Origin of the sequence: Streptomyces sp. NPDC051569 (assembly GCF_044454085.1) — a bacterium.
Taxonomy (GTDB): domain Bacteria; phylum Actinomycetota; class Actinomycetes; order Streptomycetales; family Streptomycetaceae; genus Streptomyces.
Map to the genome: position 1 here is coordinate 20,311 of NZ_JBITDJ010000009.1, position 21,226 is coordinate 41,536.

The 21,226-nt window shown below is 70.5% G+C and carries 14 protein-coding genes and 2 pseudogenes; 6 read left to right on the top strand and 10 right to left on the bottom strand.

Going from position 1 to position 21,226, the window contains the following annotated elements:
* Positions 1–133: 133 nt before the first annotated feature.
* The gene (locus ACIBAE_RS15840) at positions 134–1,264 is read right to left on the bottom strand and encodes an aminoglycoside phosphotransferase family protein (protein WP_399285398.1); all 1,131 of its coding nucleotides are present in this window, start codon (positions 1,262–1,264) and stop codon (positions 134–136) included.
* Between the two features lie 232 nt (positions 1,265–1,496).
* Between ACIBAE_RS15840 and ACIBAE_RS15845 the strand changes: the two genes are divergently transcribed.
* Complete coding sequence (locus ACIBAE_RS15845; RefSeq protein WP_399285400.1) at positions 1,497–2,990, top strand: hypothetical protein; 1,494 nt, start codon at positions 1,497–1,499, stop codon at positions 2,988–2,990.
* 83 nt (positions 2,991–3,073) lie between these two features.
* Here the strand turns inward: ACIBAE_RS15845 and ACIBAE_RS15850 are convergent, their stop codons facing one another.
* Complete coding sequence (locus tag ACIBAE_RS15850) at positions 3,074–4,501, bottom strand: PP2C family protein-serine/threonine phosphatase (RefSeq protein WP_399285402.1); 1,428 nt, start codon at positions 4,499–4,501, stop codon at positions 3,074–3,076.
* A 182-nt stretch (positions 4,502–4,683) separates the two neighbouring features.
* A complete protein-coding gene (locus tag ACIBAE_RS15855) occupies positions 4,684–5,196 on the bottom strand; it encodes an SRPBCC family protein (protein ID WP_399285404.1) in 513 nt (170 codons plus the stop codon).
* 313 nt (positions 5,197–5,509) lie between these two features.
* On the opposite strand from ACIBAE_RS15855, the pseudogene ACIBAE_RS15860 reads away from it, so the two are divergent.
* Positions 5,510–8,564, top strand: a pseudogene (locus ACIBAE_RS15860) (Tn3 family transposase).
* Between the two features lie 103 nt (positions 8,565–8,667).
* Here the strand turns inward: ACIBAE_RS15860 and ACIBAE_RS15865 are convergent.
* The 6 genes and pseudogenes from ACIBAE_RS15865 to ACIBAE_RS15890 all read right to left on the bottom strand — a co-directional run bounded on the left by ACIBAE_RS15865 (position 8,668) and on the right by ACIBAE_RS15890 (position 13,841).
* Positions 8,668–9,945 (bottom strand): MFS transporter, encoded by a 1,278-nt coding sequence (locus tag ACIBAE_RS15865; protein WP_399285406.1) that lies wholly within the window; start codon positions 9,943–9,945, stop codon positions 8,668–8,670.
* Between the two features lie 34 nt (positions 9,946–9,979).
* Positions 9,980–10,573: a helix-turn-helix domain-containing protein gene (locus ACIBAE_RS15870; RefSeq protein WP_399285408.1), complete on the bottom strand. Its 594-nt coding sequence runs from the start codon at positions 10,571–10,573 to the stop codon at positions 9,980–9,982.
* A 137-nt stretch (positions 10,574–10,710) separates the two neighbouring features.
* A pseudogene (locus ACIBAE_RS15875) lies at positions 10,711–11,686 on the bottom strand (tyrosine-type recombinase/integrase).
* Between the two features lie 170 nt (positions 11,687–11,856).
* Positions 11,857–12,357, bottom strand: coding sequence for a TetR/AcrR family transcriptional regulator (locus ACIBAE_RS15880; protein ID WP_399285410.1), 501 nt, complete (start codon positions 12,355–12,357; stop codon positions 11,857–11,859).
* Complete coding sequence (locus ACIBAE_RS15885; RefSeq protein ID WP_399285412.1) at positions 12,354–12,716, bottom strand: DUF1304 domain-containing protein; 363 nt, start codon at positions 12,714–12,716, stop codon at positions 12,354–12,356. Before ACIBAE_RS15885 ends, ACIBAE_RS15880 begins: the two co-directional genes overlap by 4 nt.
* A gap of 294 nt (positions 12,717–13,010) precedes the next feature.
* Positions 13,011–13,841 carry an endonuclease I family protein gene (locus ACIBAE_RS15890; protein ID WP_399285413.1) on the bottom strand — a complete coding sequence of 277 codons (831 nt, stop codon included), beginning with the start codon at positions 13,839–13,841 and terminating at the stop codon, positions 13,011–13,013.
* Between the two features lie 423 nt (positions 13,842–14,264).
* On the opposite strand from ACIBAE_RS15890, the gene ACIBAE_RS15895 reads away from it, so the two are divergent.
* The 3 genes from ACIBAE_RS15895 to ACIBAE_RS15905 all read left to right on the top strand — a co-directional run bounded on the left by ACIBAE_RS15895 (position 14,265) and on the right by ACIBAE_RS15905 (position 19,177).
* The gene (locus tag ACIBAE_RS15895; protein WP_399285538.1) at positions 14,265–15,515 is read left to right on the top strand and encodes an RICIN domain-containing protein; all 1,251 of its coding nucleotides are present in this window, start codon (positions 14,265–14,267) and stop codon (positions 15,513–15,515) included.
* Positions 15,512–16,915, top strand: a complete 1,404-nt coding sequence (locus ACIBAE_RS15900; RefSeq protein ID WP_399285414.1) for a ricin-type beta-trefoil lectin domain protein — start codon at positions 15,512–15,514, stop codon at positions 16,913–16,915. Before ACIBAE_RS15895 ends, ACIBAE_RS15900 begins: the two co-directional genes overlap by 4 nt.
* Before the next feature lie 93 nt (positions 16,916–17,008).
* Positions 17,009–19,177, top strand: a complete 2,169-nt coding sequence (locus ACIBAE_RS15905; RefSeq protein WP_399285539.1) for an RICIN domain-containing protein — start codon at positions 17,009–17,011, stop codon at positions 19,175–19,177.
* Positions 19,178–19,431: 254 nt separating this feature from the next.
* Here ACIBAE_RS15905 and ACIBAE_RS15910 read toward each other — a convergent pair whose 3' ends face one another.
* A complete protein-coding gene (locus ACIBAE_RS15910; RefSeq protein ID WP_399285415.1) occupies positions 19,432–19,917 on the bottom strand; it encodes a hypothetical protein in 486 nt (161 codons plus the stop codon).
* 78 nt (positions 19,918–19,995) lie between these two features.
* On the opposite strand from ACIBAE_RS15910, the gene ACIBAE_RS15915 reads away from it, so the two are divergent.
* A complete protein-coding gene (locus ACIBAE_RS15915) occupies positions 19,996–21,015 on the top strand; it encodes a LacI family DNA-binding transcriptional regulator (protein WP_399285416.1) in 1,020 nt (339 codons plus the stop codon).
* Positions 21,016–21,226: the final 211 nt, after the last annotated feature.

Genomic DNA, 21,226 nt, shown 5'->3' on the forward strand with positions numbered 1-21,226 from the left:
AGTGGACCAATGAATGTATACAGTCCGCTCCTGCCGCTCCCCGCCTCTTCCGCCGCCCCGTGCCGCGCGCCCCGTGCCGCCCTGAGGCGCGCGGCACGGGGGCTCACTCCCGCGAGGGCCCCGCCCGCCCGGCTCAGCGCGTGCCCACCGCGGCGCGCACGGCCCGCCGGGCCATCGCGCAGTCGTCGTGCAGGCGCCGCAGCAGCAGCCGCTGCTCCTCGCCCGCCACCGGACCACTCGGCTGCGCCCCCTGCCGGGACCGGTCGCCACCGGCGCCCGACGGGGGCGTCTCCCGCATCGCGCGCTGCACCGCCGTCTCGTACATCCGGATCTCCCGGGTCAGGACGAGCATCAGATTGACCAGGAACGCGTCCCGCGCCGCGGCCCCCCGGGCCTGGGCGAGCTTGCTGATCTCCCGACGCGCCGCCGGGGCGTCCCCGAGGACCGCCCACAGCGTCGCCAGGTCGTACCCGGGCAGATACCAGCCCGCGTGCTCCCAGTCGACGAGCACCGGACCCGCCGGTGACAGCAGTATGTTCGAGAGCAGCGCGTCGCCATGGCAGAACTGGTTCATGCCCTGCCTGCTGCTCGCGAGACCGTGTATCAGCTTCTGCAGATCGCCCAGGTCCCGGTCGGTGAACAGACCGAGCTCGTGATAGCGGGCGATCCGCGTCGCGTAGTCGAGCGGCTTGCCGAACATCCCGGCCGGCGGCTGCCAGGTGTTGAGCCGGACGACCGCGCCGAGCGCGGCCCGCAGATCGGTCCTGGACGGAGCCTGCGCCGGATGGCGGGTGAGGGCCGCCGCACGACCGGGCATCCGCTCGACCACCAGGACGCAGTTCTCAGGATCCGCGGCGATGAGGCGCGGTGCCCGCACCGGGGGCCGGTGCCGGACGAAGGAGCGATAGGCCGCTATCTCGTGACGGAACCGCTCGGTCCACACGGGGGAGTGGTCCAGTAAACACTTGGCGACCGCGGTGGTGCGCCCGGTGGTTCCGACGAGCAGGACGGAACGGCCGCTGCGGCGCAGCACCTGCACCGGATTGAACTCCGGGCAGATCCGGTGCACCGACGCGATCGCCATCCGCAGCTGCGCGCCCTGAGGGCCCGACACGTCGATTCTCCCGCTGAGCGGTTGGGTGGCCGTCCCCGCCCAGCGCCGCGCCCGACCGGCATGTGAGGGGTCGAGATACGGTCCGCTGCCGACCGCGACCGTACGCGTCGGCCGGGGCGGGGCGGACACGGAGGACGATGCTGTGTACATGGGGGGTACAGATCCCTTCGTGTGCCGACGAGTTGCCTGCGCCGCCCCGGCCCGGCGGTCCCGCGGACCCTGGGGAGTACGTTCGGCTGCCGGGCCGGGATGGCGCGTTCCTACCCGACACCGGCGCGCGGGTGGCACACCAGCTGGCGCACCCTGGCGAAAGCCTGGCGAATAGTCGCCAGGCATCTGACACGGGTTACTGTCGGATCAGCCGAGAACCTGGGGGCTTGACGTGAACGGCGAACCCAACACCCGTCTGTCGGATCTGTTCGGCCTGGCCGGCTGGTCCAAGGGCGAACTCGCGCGGCTGGTCAACCGGCAGGCGGCGGCCATGGGCCACCCCCAACTGGCCACCGACACCTCGCGGGTGCGGCGCTGGATCGACATGGGGGAGACCCCGCGCGATCCCGTACCGCGTGTGCTGGCAGCCCTGTTCACCGAGCGGCTCGGTCGTGTCGTGACCATCGAGGACCTCGGGTTCGTACGGAACGGGCGAGCGGGGAAACGACGGGACGCCGGGAACACGGACAACCCCGACGCCCTGCCGTGGGCGCCCGACCGGACGGCAGCGGTCCTCACCGAATTCACGGGAATGGACCTCATGCTCAACCGACGCGGCTTGGTGGGCGCGAGCGCCGTGCTCGCCACCGGCTCCGCACTCACCAGCGCCATGCACGACTGGCTGCACTCCGACCCCGTACTCGTCGCCGACGCCCCCCGGCTGGGCGACCCGCTGCACGCCGGCCCCGCCGGGTTCGACCGCTACGAGGCCGCCCCCATCGGTTCACAGGAGATCGACGCGCTGGAGCGCTCGGTCGAGGTGTTCCGCCGCTGGGACGCCGCCTGCGGCGGCGGTCTCCAGCGCAAGGCGGTGGTGGGCCAGCTCAACGAGGTGGGCGGCATGCTCGCCTACCGCCACCCCGACCATCTGCAGCGGCGCCTGTGGGGCGTCGCCGCCAATCTCGCCGTACTCGCCGGCTGGATGTCCCACGACGTCGGCCTCGAACCCACCGCCCAGAAGTACTTCGTCATCGCCACCCACGCCGCGCGCGAGGGCGGCGACCGGCCGCGCGCGGGTGAGGCGCTGTCCAGAGCCGCACGGCAGATGATCCACCTGGGCCGGCCCGACGACGCCCTCGACCTGATGAAGCTCGCCAGGTCGGGCTCCGGCGAGCAGGCCCTGCCCCGCACCCAGGCCATGCTGCGCACGGTCGAGGCGTGGGCCCAGGCGGCCCTGGGCCACGGGCAGGCCATGCGCCGCACCTTGGGGGAGGCGGAGGAGCTCTTCGTCTCGGACAAGGGCGATGTCCCGCTGCCCTGCTGGATGCAGATGTTCGACGAGGCGGACCTCCACGGCATGGAGGCCCTGGCCTTCCGCACCCTGGCCGATCACGAGCCCGCGGCGGCCACCGTCGCCCAGCACCACGCGAGACGGGCGCTGGAGTTGCGGGGAACCGGCCGGCAGCGGTCGCAGATCTTCGACCACCTCTCGCTGGCCTCCGCCTGCTTCATCGCGGACGACCCCGAGCAGGCCGACCGCTACGCCCGGCTCGCCCTGGCGTCGATAAAGGAGACTTCCTCCCACCGCACCTGGGACCGGCTGCGGGAGATGTACCGGCTCACCGGCCGCTACGCCGGTTACCCGAAGACCGAGGAGCTGCGTGAGGAGATCCAGCTCTCCCTGCCGAAGATGCCCGCGAAGCGGGCGCGGAGCGCGGACCTCTAGGGACGCGGAGGTCAGGGGAGAGGCGGGAGGGTTCTTTTCAACAGGTGTTTCAACAGGTGCGGGACGGTGCCGGGTGGAGCGTCTCAGGCGCCGATCCTGGCGGCCATCACACAGGCGTCGTCCGTACGAGCGGCCGTGCCGAATTCCTCGACGACCGCTCGCGCGCACTCCTGTGCGGTGCGGGCCCCGGCCAACCGGGGCGCCAGCGCGAGCAGCCGGTCCTGTTCCGGCGAGCCGTTCCGGGCGAGCCCGTCGGTGTGCAGCAGCAGCAGGTCGCCGGGGAGGAGCCGGATGTCGGCCTGCTCGTACGCGGCTCCCGAGGTCGCCCCGAGCAGGACGCCGTCCAGGGGTGTCAGCGCGCGCCCCGCCCCGCCGCGGAACAGCAGCGGGGCGGGATGCCCTGCCTGCGCCCAGGCCAGCGTGCGGGTCGCCGGGTTGTAGCGGGAACAGAGCGCGCTGCCCAGCGCGGGCTGCCCCGAGGTGGTGAGCAGCTGATTGAGGTGTCCCAGCAGGGCCCCGGGCTCGATGCCCGCCACGGCCATTCCCCGGAGCGCGCCCAGCAGCATCGCCAGTGTCGAGGCGGCGGCCACCCCTTGCCCGGTCAGATCGCCGACGGTCAACAGGGTCTCCCCGCCGGGAAGTTCCAGCGCGTCGTACCAGTCTCCGCCGGTCGGCGGGCAGGAGGCGGACGGCAGGTAACGCGCGGCCAAATCCAGTGCCGCGGGACCGCTCTGGGACAGCTGTAACGAGCCGCGCCACGAAGGGAGAACGGCCTCCTGCAACTCGACCACGATCCGCTGTTCGGTGCGGGCCGTGTGCTGCTCGCGCCGGATGGTCTCGCGGGATTCCCGTACCGCCCTTTCACCGCGGCGCAGTTCGCTGACGTCACGGAGGACGGCCCACATGGAGGCGGTGCAGCCGTCGGCGCCGAGGACGGGTTCGCCCCTCATGTGCAGCGTACGGATCCGGCCGGCACCCGTCAGGACGCGGAACTCGCCGTCGATGGGCCGCCCGTCGATCAGACAGCCCGTCACCAGGGAGGTGAGCAGCGGCTGATCGTCCGGGAATACCAGGGAGGGCAGTTCGTCCAGTGACAGCGGGCCGCTGAGCGGCGCCCGCCCGAAGATCTCGAACAGCTCGGCCGACCAGGTCACCTCGTCGGTGATCAGATTCCACTCGGCGCTGCCGACCCGGCCGACGGGTGAGCCGCCGGGCTCCGGCCGATCCGGCCGGGGGAGGGCCGCGGGGGCGTCCTGCCGTCCCTCGGCGGGCGCCCCGGGCCTGCCGGCCCTGAGCTGATCCAGGTGGGCGCCCAGGTCGTCCAGCTGATGTACCGCCAGGTCGCACAGCGCGCGCTGCCAGCGCCACAGCGAGTCGTCGCCGGTGGCGGTGTCCCGGCGTACGGCGTCCACGTCTCCGCGCAGCCGGCGCGTCCGGGTGATGAGCGCGTCCACCGTCCCCGGCTCCGGAGGCCGGGGCGCGGGACGGTCCGCGAACAGAGGGGACGGCATCTCAACTCCGATACGACGCGGCACGACCACTGCCTGATCCGATCGATGGACCTTGACGACTGTCGCACAGGCGCCTGGGGCCCGTAAGGCGTTCGGCGACACTCGCCGCGACGGTGCTCCTGGCATATGCCACGGGCGGTACGGGGGAGCCGTGTTCGCCCGGGGGGCCGACGGTCCGGCCGTCAGTGCGATGCCGGCGGAGTCTCCAGTGCCCGCTGGAGATTGCGCAGTGTGGTCCGGATGTTCCGGGCCTGGAAGGCGGCGAAGGTGTGACCCCGGGTGGCGATCCGGTCGAACAGGTTCGCCACGGCATCCGGCCAGGAACGCCGGTCGTCCGTCCAGGTCTCGGTCACCCGGGTTCCTCCGGGGACGGCCTCGAAGCGGTAGTCCCAGGTGGCGATGGGTCCGCGCAGCCGTGGCGTCCGCACGCCGATGGCATGGACGCGGAACGTGAACCGCTCGCCGGGGTCGGCGGCGGTCACCGTGCACCGGGTGGTCCAGCGTGCGGGGCCGCGCTTGTTGCGGCCGTCGAAGACGGTCCCGACCGTCGCCTCCCGCTCACCGCCGAGCACCGTGGCGCCGAGATTCTCCGGACTCCACCGGCCCATCAGAGAAGGCCTGCTGACCCGTCCGTAGACCGTCGCGGGATCGACGGCTATGACGATGGAGTCGGAAACGGTGAACGTACGTGGCATGGACACCCCAATCTTGGCGTCCTCGACAGTAGCGCGGCCGGACAGGCCTTAAAACGCCGGCAGTCGGTGGAGGGCCACCAACAGTCGCCGGACGCGCGTCGCGATGGACACGGCCGAGTCCTCGATCAGCCCGTGCGGCCGGTCCGCCGGCACCCCCGTGAACGTGGCGGCCACCGCCGTGGCGATGGGGCTTGAGGAACATCCATGTCAGATCGTGCGCTAAGCCCTCTCGGTGTTGCTTGGTGCTTTGACCTCGGATGATCGCCTAGCAGAGCCTTCGTGGGTCGCTGTTGTCGATCTTCGGAGTTTTGTTGTGGCGGTCGAGTTTCCGTCGGGCGAGCAGGCTGGGTACGGGGTGTTTGTCGGGGCGCCGTCCCGTACGGAGTTGGAGCGGTACTTCTTCCTGGACGACGCGGACAGGGAGGCGGTGCAAGCCAAGCGGCGTGCGCACAACCGGCTCGGGTACGCGGTCCAGCTCACGAGCGTGCGCTACTTGGGCCGGTTCCTGCCGGACCCTCGGCAGGTGCCGGCGGAGGTGGCCGAATACCTGGCCGAGCAGCTGGAGATGGCGGACCCGTCGTGCCTGAAGGAGTACGGCGAACGGGACGGGACGGCCCGCACCCACGCCGGGGAGACTCAATGAGGCCGGGGGCTGGCGGGACTTCGCCGAGGTCTCGGCCGAGCTGAGTGAGTGGCTGGACGCGCGGGCCTGGACGACTGGGGATGGGCCGAAGGCGTTGTTCGATGCGGCGGCGGGATGGCTGCGCGAGCGCAGGGTGCCTCTGCCCGGGGCGAGCCGCTTGTCACGTCTGGTGGGCAATGTCCGGGAGGCGGCGAACCAGCGGCTGTGGGACAGCCTCTACGGACTGCTGAACACCGGCCGGCGAGCGGTGCTGGACTCGCTGCTGACGGTGCCCGCCGGTGCGCGGGTCTCGGAGCTGGATCGCCTGCGGCGCGGGCCGGTGCGGGTGTCGGGCCCGCAGATGAAGTGATCCCTGGCCCGGGCAGAGGAGATCGCTGATCTAGGCATGGGTGAGCTGGACGTGTCGGGGGTGCCGCCCCGCCGGCTCGCGGAGCTGTCGCGGTACGGGGTGGACGGGAAGGCGACGCTGCTCAAGCGGCACAACGACGCGCGGCGCCTGGCGACGCTGCTGGCCACCGCGGTGCACCTGACGACACGGGCGGTTGATGACGCCTTGGACCTGCTGGAGGTGCTGATCGCCACGAAGCTGCTGACCAAGGCGGAGCGGGAGACGGCCAAGGAGAAGATTGAGGACCCTGCCGAGAGTCGAGCGGGCCGGGGCGAAGCTGGCGACCCCGTTCCAGGTCGTCTTCGACACCACTGCCGAGCAGGTCGATACCGACACCGGGGAGATCAGCGACCCGAAGGTGCAGACGCTGGCGGCGATGTGGGAGCAAATCGAGGCGGTGGTGCCGCGCAGCGAGCTGGCCGCCGCGATCGCGGCGCTGTTCGAGCTGACCCCGCCGCTGGACTCCGATGCGGATCAGGCATGGCGGGCGATGCTGGCCACCCGGTTCGGGACGGTGCGACCGTTCCTGAAGCTTCTGGTCAAGGTCGTGGACTTCGGAGCGACTCCGGAGGGCGCCCCGATTCTGGCCGCGCTGAAGACCTTGCCGGAGCTGATGGGCCGCAAGAAGGTGGGACCTGCCGAGATCGACACCGAGCTGCTGGCCGGGTCCTGGCGGCGTCTGGTGCTGGCCGCGCCGGGCCTGGAGCCGGGGACGGTGGACTGGAAGGCGTACGTGTTCTGCGTGCTGGAGCAGTTCCACCGCATGCTGCGACGGCGGGAGATCTTCGCGAAGAACTCCTCCAAGTGGGCGACCCGAGGGCGAAGCTGCTGGCGGGTGAGGCGTGGGAGCAGGCCAAGTCCACCGTCCTTGCGTCCCTGGGCCTGCCCGAGGGCGCGGGCGAACACCTGGCGGCGCGGGCCGCGCTGCTGGACGGTACCTACCGGGAGGTCTCGGGCCGCCTGCCGGAGAACGCGCAGATCTCTTTCGACGATGACGGCCGCTTGCACTTCGCCGCGCTGGAGCCGGAGCCCGAACCGGCCTCCCTGCTCGGTCTGCGGGCGGCGGTGAACGCGATGCTGCCCCGCGTCGACCTGCCGGAGGTGCTGCTGGAGGTGTTCCCCTGGACCGGCGCCGACCAGGCGCTCACCTCGGTCACCGGTGGCGAGGCCCGGCTCAAGGACCTCCCCGTCACGATCGCGGCGCTGCTGGTGGCCCATGGCTGCAACGTCGGCTACACCCCCGTCATCAGCGGGGTTGACGCGCTGAAGCACGGGCGGTTGTCCCACGTCGACCAGACGTATCTGCGGCTGGCGACCTACCGGGCCGCGAACGCCACACTGATCGACGCCCAGGCGGCGATCCCGCTCGCCAGTGCGTGGGGCGGCGGGTTGGTCGCCTCCGTGGACGGGATGCGGTTCGTGGTGCCGGTGCCCTCGGTCTATGCACGGCCGAATCCGAAGTACTTCGGGCGCCGGGGCGGCGCCACCTGGCTCAACATGATCAATGACCAGGCGGCCGGACTCGGCGGCAAGGTGGTGGCCGGCACCCCGCGCGACTCGCTGTACGTGCTGGACGTCCTTTGCGACCGCGATGGTGGCAAACGCCCCGATATGATCGCTGCGGATATCGCCTCATACTCCGACATTGTCTTCGGACTCCTGACCTTGGCGGGGTTCACCTACGCACCGCAGTTGGCCGACCTGCCGGACCAGAAGATGTGGCGCATCGACCGCATGGCCAACTACGGCGCGTTCGAGGACGCGGCCCGCGACCGGGTCGACCTGGTCCGGATCGAGCGGCATTGGGAGGACATCCTGCGGATCATCGGCTCGATCCACACCGGGGCCGTGCGGGCCTACGACGTGATTCGCATGCTGTCACGCGACGGCCGACCCACCCCGCTGGGCGATGCGATCGCGCACTACGGGCGCATCTCCAAGACCCTGCACATTCTGCGTCTGGCGGACGAGCCGGCCTACCGGCGGAAGATCAAGGTGCAGGCCAACCTCCAGGAAGGCCGCCATGCGCTCGCCCGGAAGATCTTCCACGGGAAGGCCGGGCAGCTCTACCAGCGCTACCAGGACGGCATGGAGGACCAGATCGGCTCCCTCGGCCTCGTCCTCAATACCCTGGTGCTGTTCAACACGAGGTACATGGACGCCGCCGTACAGCAGCTCCGCGAGGATGGGTTCGACGTCCGCGACGAGGACGTGGCCCGTCTCTCCCCGTTCGTCCGCCATCACGTCAACATGCTCGGCCGGTACTCCTTCCAGCTCCCCGACCTGCCCGGCGGCCTGCGGCCACTACGTGATCCGGATGCCGTAGACAACGAGTGAGGGGCACGCCTGGCAAGTCTGGCTGGAGGCTGGACCCCAGGAGGAGATGACCGCCGCGCTGGCCAGGTCGAAGCTGAGGCACGCCCCTCTGTGGCCGGCAAGCCTAGGTGCTCACGCCTGGCCGCTGCCGGGGCAGCTCGGCTCGCCGTACGGCCCCGGAGGCTAGGGCAATGACCACGCCCAGGCTGGCGAAAATGCCGCAGCCGACGAACACCGGGGCGCCGCCCCAGGCGCCGATGGCGGCGCCGACCAGCGGGTAGCTGAGGGGTGCGAGACCGACCATGGTCAGCATGACCACAGAGGTGACGCGGCCGAGATAAGCGGGGTCCGCCGCGGTCTGTATCAGGGCGCTGTCCAGACTGCCGAAGACACCCGCGCTCAGTCCGATGACCGCTGCCAGCACTACCGCGATCCAGAGGGTCGGAACCAGTGCGATGGTGGCCGCTCCCGTGCAGCCCACGAGCAGCGTCCCGGCCAGCATCAGGCCGGCGCGGGGCAGCCAGCCAGTGATGGCGAGCAGGGCGGCGCTGGCCGCTGCTCCTGCGCCGAAGCTGCTGACGATCCAGCCGTAGCCGGAAGGTCCCCAGCCTCGCTCGGCGTTGAGGAGGACCATGCCCACGTTGAGGGTGCCGGTGAGGCCGAGCTCGCAGATGGCTCCGGCGGCGACGAGCGGCCCGATGAGGCGGTGGCGGCGGATGTAGCGCAGGCCGTCGAGGAGGTCCTTCCATGCCGTGCCGGGTTCCGGTTGCTGCTGGCCGTGCTCCCCGAGGGGCTGCATCCGTATCGTCAGCAGGAGCGGCAGGGAGAGTGCGAAGAGGAGGCCCGCGACGGTGAAGGCGGCCGCAGGCCCTCCGAGTCCCATGGCCAGGCCGCCGATGGGCGGGCCCGCGATCTGGCTCAGGCGCATGGACAGGGAGCGCATGCCGGTGACCCGGGCGAGCTGGTCGGAGTTCGTGATCCTCGCCGGAAGGGCCCCGATCGCGGGTACGAACAGCGCGTCCACGGCACCGAAGACGAGTGCCACCGCGAGCAGGATCCACAGGGCTGGTGCACTCAGCGCTATGACAGCGGCCACCGAGAGGATGAGGAGACAGCGCAGGGCGTCGCTGCCGAGAATCACCCGGCGTGGATCGATCCGGTCGGCCAGCACGCCCCCGCCGAGCATGAGCAGCGCTCGTGGCAGCGCCCCGGCGGCCATGACCAGACCGACTTCGGTAGGACCGGCAGCCTTCTGGGCCGACCAGGCGAGGGCGACGAAGTACACGCTGTCACCGACGAGGGAAGCGGTGTACGCGGTGAGCCAGCGCAGCACGTTGCCGTCGCGGTAAGCCGGTGTGGCGGCACGTTGGGGCAGGGCTGTCTGTATCTCTAAGGGTTCCATGACGGGGCTCCAGTGAGTCGGGGATGCAGCCCGGTCAGGGCCGGAAGGGGAAGCCGTAGAGGTGGGCGGAGACGTGCTCACGGTCCTCGGTATCGCCGGCCGCCTTGGCGGCCTTGCCGCGCTCCCGCCAGTGCCGGGCCACTGCCTCCAGTTCGTCGCTCATTTCAGCGAGTTCAGCCGGAGTGAGGTCGAACATCCATTCCGAGCTGAACGCGGCGTCGGTCCACGCCTTGCCCCAGGCGGCCGTCTGGTCCAGATACGTGCGGTACTGGGCGGTGCGGGTGTCGAGGATGCTCCGGGTTACTGCCCCGACGGCAGCGGCCCCTTCAGGCGATTCCGCGAAGTCCGAGTCGCGAAAGCCCCAGCCCTCCTCGGACGCCACCTGCCACCACCGCTCACGGCCGTCGGTCCCCTCGCCGCTCGCCTGGGTCACGAAGCCGTGCTCGGCCAGCTTGCGCAAGTGGTAGCTGACCAGCGACGGCGTCTCATAGACGTGTTCGGCGAGTTGAGAGGCGGTCGCTGTGCCTGCGGCGTACAGCAGCCGGTAGAGCTGCATTCGCAGGGGGACGGTGAATGCCTTCAGCCGGGACAGGTCGGTGATCTGCTCGGGCTCATGCTTTGGGCGCATGCCCTCACCTTAGATATGAAGCCGAAGTTTCGCAATATTCGCTTCAGGCCTGCGCGAGAGTGAACCCGGCCCCTCGACGGGGGCCCATGTCCATTCGATGCAGGTCGGTTTGACTGCCGCAAAGGCCGGAGACGCGGTCAGCGTCGGCGATCGCCCGGCACGAGTACGCTGGTGACCTCGGCGATCGCCTCGGGCGAGGGGTGGAAGTACTTCCGCACGTTCTCCGCCTTCTTATGCCGGGACTTCGCCATCAGCATGAGCAGACTCGCCCCGCCCTCGCCGAGGTGGGTCAGGCCGGAGTGCCGCCACTCATGCAGATCCCAGCCCGTGCCCGGCTCGCCGTCCAGGGTCGTGCGCTCGTCCAACAGCATCCGAGCCTGCCCGTAGGAGAGGCGGGCGAGCCCAGTGTCCGGGCATACATCGCGCGGGCTGACTACCTTGCCGGGGCCCGGCTTGCGGTGGGTGACGAACACCGGGCCGCGAGTACGGCCCTTAAGGAGGCGGGGCAGCAGCCGGGCGGTACCCGCGTCCCAGTAACCGTCTCCAGCACGAAGTCCGTGCGGACGGCGCCGCGGCGACGTGTACGAGGACGAGCACCCTTGGCCTTCACCGGAGCCCGACGCCCGGCGAGGTCCAGCTCCTCGATGTTGACGCCCAGAATCTCCTCCGCGCGGGCAGTGGTCTCGTAGAGCATCCGCCACAACGTCTTCTCCCGCAGGTGCACCTCCCGCCGAGCGATCAGCCGGTCGATCGCCATCTTCGAGCGGGCCGGAGTCTCGGAGTCCGGCGGGGTGAGCCGCTTCGCCCAGACCGGGACCGCCGGGCCGTCGTACCCACGCTCACCACACCAGTCCAGCCACGAGAGCACCGACGCACGCCGGCGTTCCCAGTGTTCACTGCGGCACTTCCCCACAGCAGCTCCAGGGCCTCGCCGATCTCGTCGTCCGCGACGGACGCCAGCGGCCGGCCCTCGCCGAGCCACTCGGCGGTCTTGCCCACCCCGATCCCGTAGTTGCGGACCGTGTTCGAGTTGCCGAGCGAGTCGAGGAACACATCGGCCGCCGCGCGGACGGTCAGCGCCTTCCCAGCTGGCAGTTGCACGACAGTGGGCACCGCTTTCCCCCTTGCCGCAGATAATGGGGCCGCTTCGCGTACGGCTTGGCGGCCGTTCCCGCAGGTCGCGGTCAGCCGTCCCGCAGATAATAGGGCGTTACCCGTGGAAAGACTTCAGATGGCTTTCGCTATCGATGCTGCGTCAGCCGCCCACCAGGCACGACAAGGGCTTAGCGCACGATCTGACATGGATGTTCCTCAAGCCCCGCGATCAGCTCGGTGGCGGGCGCCCCGGCCAGGGCGCGTTCGGCGCGGCTGCGCTCACGCAGTTCACGGTGGAGCGGCTCGCCCGGCGGACCGCCGCCGCCCGGGCGCGGGAGCACCCGGTAGAGCGCGGCGTGCGGGGCGAGAGCGGTCAAGAAGAAGGTGAGCGCGGGCGGTGTGAGCCGCGGGTCGGGGGCGCCCCGCCAGGCGTGCAGCGCGTCCACCGCGTTCCGTACGACCTCCGCGCAGGCGTCGACGGCGAGTGCCTGGAGGTCCGGGTGGTGCGGAGAGAACGTGGCCCTGCCCGGACCGGCCCGGCGCACCAGGGCAGCTACCCCCACCTCTTCGAACGGGCGCGGCGCGCACTCGTCGAGGAGCGCCTGGCGCAGCTCGGCCCGGGGCCTGGCCGTCCGGGGATCGCCCTCCGGTCCGCCGTCCGGTGGTCTCCCCGCCGGTGCGCCGGTCATCCCGCCGTCAGGACGGCGGCCAGGGCGAGGGCGCCCGGCAGCGCCTGGGCGACGAGGATGCGCCGGTTCGCGGTGACCCCGCCGTACACGCCGGCGACGACCACGCAGATCAGGAGGAAGACCTGGACCCGGAACCCGGTCGGGTCGGCGGCGAGGAGGCCCCAGATCAGCCCGGCCGCCAGGAAACCGTTGTAGAGACCCTGGTTCGCGGCGAGGGGCGCTGTCGCGCGCGCCATGTCGGCGTCGAAACCGGACAGCCCGCGCCCCGGCTTCCGTTCCCACAGGAACATCTCCAGCACCATGATGTAGACGTGCAGCGCGGCCACCAGGCCGGTCAGGACATTCGCGGCTATCTGCATGATCGGGATCCCCCACGCTCGAACAGTTGGACAGGTGTCCGCGAACTATAGACACCTGTTCAGGAGGGCGTATCACGGGGCCACCGGGACCCTGCCGGCTCCGGTACTACGGCCGGGAGGCGGTCGGGAGAGGGTCGGTCGCCGGGCCCGGTGATCCGGACGCGGACAAGCCGGAGCCCCCGGGACGACCGCGTCCCGGGGGCTCCGGCCAGCTTTCCCCGATGGGGGCGCTTGGAGTTAACCCGGCACAGTCTGGCACCGGGCGTGATCAGGTACGGAGCTGCCGCGCCGCGCTCACCAGATGGCCTCGACCCATTCGGGGTGGTCGATGAACGGGTTCCTGTTGTGCTGGTAGTCGTTGTATATGACGTCGTTGCGCTTGCGCTCGAAGGCGCTCGGCGGGTCCTGCTCGCTCCACTGCTTCAGCACGGAGAGCCGCCCGATCGCGGGGCTGGAGCCGTTGTTGACCTTCTCGTTGGGTTCGAGATCCGCGAAGGAGTCGTCGCCCTCGTACCGCACGGCCATGTAGAGGATCATCCGGGCGACATCGCCCTTGTCCGCGTCGCGCGGCTCGTACGAGTCGGAGTCGGTGTAGTTGCCCGGAGCGCCGGAGACCGCGCTGCCACCGTTGTCGAAGTCCTTGTTGCCTCGGGTGGAGTTCACCTGGACATCGCTCGGGCGCAGGTGGTGGAGGTCGGTGCCGGGGCCGGTGGACTCGCCGAAATCGCCGTGGGACTTCGCCCAGACGTGCTCGCGGTTCCACTGACCCGTGTTGCCACCGTTGCTCGACTTCGGCCGTGACGTGCCGGTGTAGAGCAGGATCACGTTCGACGGGTTCGCGGGATCCTCGTCGGTGGCCTTCAGCGCGTCCCACGCCTGTGCGTAGGTGAACTTCGTCTGGTTCTTGATGATCGTGTGCAGGGCCGCCTTGAGCGTGGGGCCGGTCTTGCCGAGCGCGCCCTGGTAGTACGTGTCGTCGAGCGCGGCGGTGGAAGCGGCCGCGGAGGCGGCCGGGAACGGCGCCGGCTGGGCGGCCGGTGCGGCGGCCACGGTGGTGGCGAGCACCGCCGTAGCGGCGCAGAGAGTCAACAGCGTACGTCTGGAGGGGCGTTGACGACGGGCCATGTGAGGGCTGGTCCTCTCCGGGAGACCACGCGGGTGGCACGGCCAGGGGTGGGGGCGGCGCCGCTGTGGTCGTGAGGTAACGGTTCAGCGGGAGCTTTCCACAGGAGTCGGGACCGCGTGTGAATGCCAAGCGGCGGTCATGTGCAGGTCAAGTCGAGGCATGGCCCGTCATGCCGGGGATGTCGGACAGTCCGGTTGTGCGGGGTCTGCGTTCATATGGATGCGCGGCGGACAGAGCTCTGGCCAACTTTGGTCCATACCAGCTTCTTGACGCCCCCTCCGACCCTCCCTTAAATCAAGTACGGAAATAAGCGGGCCGGGGCGGACCCTTCCGAGCGACCACCTCCCGGTCCGTGAACTGTCATGCGCATGCCCCCACGCGAAGCGATGTGATGACCTGTGCGAAACACTCTGGCCCGTCGGATGGCGCTGTACGCGCTCGCCCTTCTCTGCTGTTCGGGAGCGGCGGCCGCCGTGCCCACGGGAGCGCTGGCCGCCCCCCTGCCGCAGCCCGCCGTGGCCGCCGCCGCGACCTTCACCGAGGACTTCAACGGTCCGGCCGGATCGGCCGTCGACGGTGGCAAGTGGCAGATCGAGACCGGCGACAACGTCAACAACCACGAGCGGCAGTACTACACCGCCGGCAGCAGCAACGCGGCTCTCGACGGCCAGGGCAACCTGGTCATCACCGCCCGTAAGGAGAACCCGGGCAACTACCAGTGCTGGTACGGGCGGTGCGAGTACACCTCGGCCCGGCTGAACACGTCCGGCAAGTTCACCTCCACGTACGGACACGTGGAGACCAGGATGAAGATCCCGCGCGGCCAGGGCATGTGGCCCGCGTTCTGGATGCTGGGTGACGACATCGGCGGCGTCGGCTGGCCCAACAGCGGCGAGATCGACATCATGGAGAACGTCGGCTTCGAACCCGGCACCGTCCACGGCACCCTGCACGGTCCCGGCTACTCCGGCGACGGCGGCATCGGGGCCGGCTACACCCTGCCCGGCGGTCAGGCGTTCGCCGACGCCTTCCACACCTTCGCGGTCGACTGGGCGCCCGACTCCATCACCTGGACGGTGGACGGCACCGTCTACCAGCGCAGGACACCCGCCGACCTCGGCGGACGCAACTGGGTCTTCAACAAACCCTTCTTCATCATCCTGAACCTCGCCGTGGGCGGCTACTGGCCCGGCGACCCCAACGCCGGCACCAGCTTCCCGCAGCAGCTCGTCGTGGACTACGTACACGTCACCACGAGCGACAGCGGTTCGGGAGGTTCGGGCGGCACGGGCGGCACGATCACGGGGCTCGGCGGAAAATGCGTCGATGTCGCCTCCGCCAGTTCGGCGAACGGCACCCCCGTGCAGCTCTACGACTGCAACGGCTCCGCGGCCCAGCGATGGACCGTGGGCTCGGACGGCACGATCCGCGCGCTCGGCAAGTGCCTGGACGTGAAGGACAACAGCACCGCGAACGGGGCGCAGCTCCAGCTGTGGGACTGCACCGGCGGGCCGAACCAGCGCTGGGGTGTGTCGGGGGCCCGCGACATCGTGAACACGCAGGCCGACAAGTGTATGGACGTCACCGGCAACAGCTCCGCCAACGGCACCCGGCTGCAGATCTGGACCTGCTCCGGAACCGCTAACCAGAAGTGGACGGTGAACCGCTCATGACCCCCGCACGCGGACCCCGCAAGCACCTCAGATCCCTGTCCCTGCTGGCCGCCCTGCCGCTCGCGGTCGGCGCCTCGCTCGTCGCCGCACCCACCCCGGCCGCCGCCGCGACCGGCACGATCACCGGCCTCGGCGGAAAATGTGTGGACGTGGCCTCCGGCAGCTCCGCCAACGGCGCCGCGGTCCAGCTCTACGACTGCAACGGCTCCGCCGCCCAGCAGTGGGACGTCAATTCCGACGGCACGATCCGCGCGCTCGGCAAGTGTCTCGACGTGAAGGACAACAGCACCGCGAACGGGGCACAGCTCCAGCTGTGGGACTGCACCGGCGGCCCCAACCAGCGCTGGACCGTCTCCGCGGCCCGCGACATCGTGAACACGCAGGCCGACAAGTGTATGGACGTCACCGGCAACAGCTCCGCCAACGGCACCCGGCTGCAGATCTGGACCTGCTCCGGAACCGCCAACCAGAAGTGGACCGCCCCCTCCGGCTCCGGAGGCGGCGGAACCCCGCCGGCCGGCGGCGGCCCCATGGCGGTCGCGCCGTACCTCTACAACGGCTGGGGCAGCCCGCCCAGCCCGACCACGGTCATGAACGCGACCGGCGTGAAGTGGTTCACCCTCGCCTTCGTCCTCAGCAACGGCTACTGCAATCCCCAGTGGGACGGCGGACGGCCGCTGTCCGGCGGGGTGGACCAGCAGACCATCAACACCGTGCGCGGTGCGGGCGGCGATGTCATCCCGTCCTTCGGCGGCTGGAGCGGCAACAAGCTGGAGAGCTCCTGCTCCAGCGCGGGTGAGCTGGCCGCCGCTTACCAGAAGGTCATCAACGCGTACGGCCTCAAGGCGATCGACATCGACATCGAGGCCGACGCCTACAGCAACACCACCGTGCAGCAGCGCACCGTGGACGCCCTCAAGACCGTCAAGGCCAACAACCCGGGCATCAAGGTGTACGTCACCTTCGGTACCGGCCAGAGCGGCCCGGACACCGGCCTGATCAACCGCGCCGCCTCGTCCGGGCTGACGGTCGACAGCTGGACGATCATGCCGTTCGACTTCGGCGGCGCCGGCCAGAACATGGGCACGCTCACCACCCGTGCGGCCGAGGGCCTGAAGACCGCCGTCAAGAACGCGTACGGCTACAGCGACGACCAGACCTACCGCTCCATCGGCATCTCGTCGATGAACGGCATCACCGACGACAACGAGACGGTGACCGTCGCGGACTTCCGCACCATTCTCGCCTACGCGCAGCAGCACCACCTCGCCCGGCTGACCTTCTGGTCGGTCAACCGCGACCGGCCGTGCGGCAGCGGCGGCCCCGGCGACGACACCTGCTCCGGCGTGAGCCAGCAGGCGTGGGACTTCACCCGCGTCTTCGCGCAGTACACCGGCTGACCGGGCCAGGAGGAAACCGTGAACACACTCTCGTACGGGGGCGGAGCGCGTACCCGCCCCCGCGGGCGGCGCCCGTCCCCACGCGTCCTGCTGCTGACCGCGGCGGCTCTGTGCGCGTCGCTGGTCGCCCTGCCGCAGCAGCCGGCCTCGGCGGGCACCACCGCCGCGGCCGCGCTGCCCACCGGCTGGGTCACCGTCACCAACAAGGGCAGCGGCAAGTGCGTCGACGCACGCGCCGCCGCCACGGCCAACGGCACCGCCGTCCAGCAGTACACCTGCAACGGCACCCTCGCCCAGAACTGGAGCCTCACGGCGACCAGTGGAGGCTATGTGAAGGCGGGCAACCGCGGCGGTGAGACCCAGGCCTGGGACGTGAAGGACGTCTCGACCGCCGACGCCGCCGCGATCCAGCTCTGGACGTACAGCGGCGGGAACAACCAGCAGTGGCAGCCGGTGGCGGAGGCGGACGGCGCGTACCACTTCGTCAACCGCAACAGCGGCAAGTGCCTCGACGTGCCGAGTGCCTCGACCGCCGACAGCGTCCAGCTCGACCAGTACACCTGCAACGGCACGGCCGCGCAGTCCTTCCGGGTGAACGCGGCCGACCCGCCGCCGCCCGCCGGCACCCCGGATCTCGGACCCAACGTCGTCGTCTTCGACCCCTCGATGTCGGCCTCCTCGATCCAGAGCCGGGTGGACACCACCTTCAAGCAGCAGGAGACCAACCAGTTCGGCACGCAGCGGGCGGCCTTCCTGTTCAAGCCCGGCACCTACAGCGCCGACGTGAACGTCGGCTTCTACACCCAGGTCGCCGGTCTCGGCCTCTCCCCGGACGACGTCACCATCCGTGGCGCCGTCCACGCCGAGGCCGACTGGTTCCCGCCGCAGAACGCCACCCAGAACTTCTGGCGCAGCGCCGAGAACCTGTCGGTGACACCCACCTCGGGCGCGGACCGCTGGGCGGTCTCCCAGGCCGCCCCGTACCGCCGGATGCACGTCCGCGGCGACCTCGCCCTGGACGACGGCGGCTGGGCCAGCGGCGGCTTCATGGCCGACAGCAAGATCGACGGCCAGGTCAGGTCCGGCTCGCAGCAGCAGTGGCTGTCCCGCAACACCGAATGGGGCAGCTGGAACGGCTCCAACTGGAACATGGTGTTCGTCGGTGCGCGGAACGCCCCCGCGAACACCTTCCCCAACCCGCCGTACACCACGGTCGCCCAGACCCCGCAGGTGCGCGAGAAGCCCTTCCTGTATGTCGACGCGGCCGGCGCCTACCAGGTGTTCGTGCCCGCGCTGCGCGCCAACTCGCAGGGGACGACCTGGTCGGGCGGGGCACCGGCGGGCACCTCGATCCCGCTGGACCAGTTCTTCATCGCCAAGCCCGGCGCGACGGCCGCCGACATGAACGCCGCACTGGCGGCGGGCAAGAACCTGCTCGTCACCCCCGGCGTCTACCACCTCGGCCAGACCCTCAAGGTCACCCGCGCCGACACCGTCGTCCTCGGGCTCGGCCTCGCCACCCTTATCCCGGACAACGGCGTCACCGCGATGTCGGTCTCCGACGTGGACGGCGTGAAGGTGGCGGGCCTGCTGATCGACGCGGGGTCCGTCAACTCCCAGCGGCTGATGGAGGTCGGCGCCGACGGCTCGAACGTCAGCCACGCGGCCGACCCGACCTCGCTCCACGATGTGTTCTTCCGCATCGGCGGCGCGGGCGTCGGCAAGGCGACCACCAGTCTCGTCGTCAACAGCCGCAATGTCATCGGCGACCACATGTGGCTCTGGCGCGCGGACCACGGCAGCGGTGTCGGCTGGACCTCCAACACGGCGGACACCGGTCTGGTCGTCAACGGCGCCGACGTCACCATGTACGGCCTGTTCGTCGAGCACTACCAGAAGCATCAGACGGTCTGGAACGCCAACGGCGGCAAGACGTACTTCTACCAGAACGAGATGCCGTACGACCCGCCCAACCAGGCGGCCTGGATGAACGGCTCCACCCAGGGATACGCGGCGTACAAGGTCGCCGACTCCGTGACCAGCCACCAGGCGTACGGGCTCGGCAGCTACTGCTTCTTCAGCACCAACAGCAGCGTGACCGCCGAGCATTCGTTCGAAGTGCCCAGCAATCCCAACGTCCGCTTCACCAACATGGTGACGGTCTCGCTCGGCGGTACCGGGACCATCCGGCACGTCATCAACGACAGGGGAGGTCCGTCGAACTCGGCCACGAACGTCGCCAACCTCGTCAGCTACCCCTGACGGCGCCCGACGGGCCCGGGTGACGGGACGGCGGAACTGACGGCCGGCGGATGAACACCGCCCCGGGCAGCGCCACCGACCACCGCCCGGGAAACCACCCGACCAGCACCCGGGAAGCACCCGAGCAGCACTCGGGAAACCACCCGGGAAGCACCCCGAGCACCACCCGGGAAGCTCTCCGGAAAGCGCCCCGGCACCGCCCCGAGCACCGGCAGGACAGGAGGTGCTCGGGGCGGTTCCCGAGGCGCCCCCGCTCAAGAGGCGGGCTCGACCTCCAGGAACCGCCGCCGCCCTGGCCCCCGGTACAGCAGGGCTTCCCAGCCCAGGCGCTCCAGCACGGCGGCGCACGCGGTCAGCGCGCCCTCCTCCTCCCGCGCGGCGCCACCGCCGTGCGGGCCGAGCCATTCCACCCGTACCGTCCCGGCCCGCTCCCCGGGGCGCACGCGGAACCCCGTCGCCACCCGCAGTCCGGTCCCCGCCGCGTCCACGGACGAGGCCGCCGTCCCGGACGCCTCCAGCGCGAGCGCGACGGCCCGCACGGGCCGTCGCCGCTCCCACTCCGCCGGAACGGCCGCGGGATCGCCGGGACCCGGGTTCGTCAGACGCCGGATCTGGAGCAACCCCTCGAACGCGGCCCGGACTTCGGCCGCACGCGCCCCGGGCGCCGCGACCGGCACCGGCCCATCGCCCGTGGCCGGTTCGAAGCCGCCGGGCAGTCGCGTCTCTTCTTCGGCCGCCATGGTCGACATCTTCCCTGGTGTCTGTAATTTGCGCAACGGATCTTCAATTTTTGCGTAGTTGGTTGGTAGGTTGATGGTGTGAAGAAAAGACTCTCTCAGGTGGCCGAGTTCGCCGGTGTCAGCGAGACCACCGCCCGGCGGGTGCTCAACGGGGCGACGGACGTGGCGCCGGCGACCCGTGACGCGGTGCTGACCGCGATGGATGTCTGCGGCTTCGAGCGGCCCAGGCAGTTGCAGCGGGAGCGGGCCGCGCTGATCGGGCTTGTCGTGCCTGACCTGCAGAACCCGATCTTCCCCGCGTTCACGGAAGCGCTCGCGGGGCTGCTGAACAAAAGCGGCCTGATCCCGGTGCTCTGCACCCGGACGGCCGACGGGGTCTCCGAGGCCCACTACATCGACATGATCCTCAAACAGAACATCGGCGGGATCATCTTCGTCGGCGCCAGCTACGCCGACGCGGGCCCCGAGCAGGGCCGCGCCCTGCGCGAGCGCCAGGTGCCGATCGTCCTGGTCAACGCGGCGGACGAGAACCTGGGCGTCGCGCAGGTCGCCATCGATGACGCGGCCTCCTCCCAGCAGGTCCTGGGGCACCTGACGGCGCTCGGGCACGAGCGGATCGGCATGATCCTCGGACCGGTCGGTCATGTCCCCTCGGCCCGTAAACTCGCCGGCTACCAGGCGTTCTACCGGAGTCGCGGCGGCTTGAAGGGCGACTGGAAAAGGCGCGTCGCCCATGGGCTGTTCTCGATGGAGGGCGGCGCCACGGCGTTGTCGCGGCTCAGGGCGGAGGGCGTCACGGCGGTGGTCTGCGCAAGCGACGCACTGGCGCTCGGCGCGATCCGGGCGGCGCGGCGCCAGGGGCTGCGGGTACCGGAGGATCTGTCCGTCGTGGGATTCGACGACTCCCTGTACATGGTGGCGACCGATCCGCCGCTGACCACGGCCCGTCAGCCGGTGCCGGCGATGGCCGCCGCCGCGGTCGCTTCGCTGCTCTCCCAGATGAAGGGTCACGCGACGACGGGGGAGTCGATGATGTTCGACACCGAGCTGATCGTGCGCAGCTCAACGGCCCCGCCGGCCCGTACGCGAGCCAGCTGACCGCATCACGGGCGGCGTCCGCCGCGCGTCAGGGGTCCGGCCCTCGGCCGGGCCCCTTCTCGCCGTCCCGCGTCCGCCACGCGGCCTTGGCGGCCCGAATCAGCGGTCCTCGCCACGCGCCGCGTGGTGACGGTGTGTTACAGGCGCAAGCGTCGCTGATTAAGTTCTTGCGCAGACTCATTGACTTCTTGCGGTTCCCGCTTTTACTGTC

Excerpts from the sequence above, each read along its gene's own strand:
- ACIBAE_RS15840 (WP_399285398.1), bottom strand. The coding sequence starts at position 1,264 with ATGTACACAGCATCGTCCTCCGTGTCCGCCCCGCCCCGGCCGACGCGT.
- ACIBAE_RS15850 (WP_399285402.1), bottom strand. The coding sequence starts at position 4,501 with ATGCCGTCCCCTCTGTTCGCGGACCGTCCCGCGCCCCGGCCTCCGGAG.
- ACIBAE_RS15855 (WP_399285404.1), bottom strand. The coding sequence starts at position 5,196 with ATGCCACGTACGTTCACCGTTTCCGACTCCATCGTCATAGCCGTCGAT.
- ACIBAE_RS15865 (WP_399285406.1), bottom strand. The coding sequence starts at position 9,945 with ATGGAACCCTTAGAGATACAGACAGCCCTGCCCCAACGTGCCGCCACA.
- ACIBAE_RS15870 (WP_399285408.1), bottom strand. The coding sequence starts at position 10,573 with ATGCGCCCAAAGCATGAGCCCGAGCAGATCACCGACCTGTCCCGGCTG.
- ACIBAE_RS15880 (WP_399285410.1), bottom strand. The coding sequence starts at position 12,357 with ATGACCGGCGCACCGGCGGGGAGACCACCGGACGGCGGACCGGAGGGC.
- ACIBAE_RS15885 (WP_399285412.1), bottom strand. The coding sequence starts at position 12,716 with ATGCAGATAGCCGCGAATGTCCTGACCGGCCTGGTGGCCGCGCTGCAC.
- ACIBAE_RS15890 (WP_399285413.1), bottom strand. The coding sequence starts at position 13,841 with ATGGCCCGTCGTCAACGCCCCTCCAGACGTACGCTGTTGACTCTCTGC.
- ACIBAE_RS15895 (WP_399285538.1), top strand. The coding sequence starts at position 14,265 with ATGGCGCTGTACGCGCTCGCCCTTCTCTGCTGTTCGGGAGCGGCGGCC.
- ACIBAE_RS15900 (WP_399285414.1), top strand. The coding sequence starts at position 15,512 with ATGACCCCCGCACGCGGACCCCGCAAGCACCTCAGATCCCTGTCCCTG.
- ACIBAE_RS15910 (WP_399285415.1), bottom strand. The coding sequence starts at position 19,917 with ATGGCGGCCGAAGAAGAGACGCGACTGCCCGGCGGCTTCGAACCGGCC.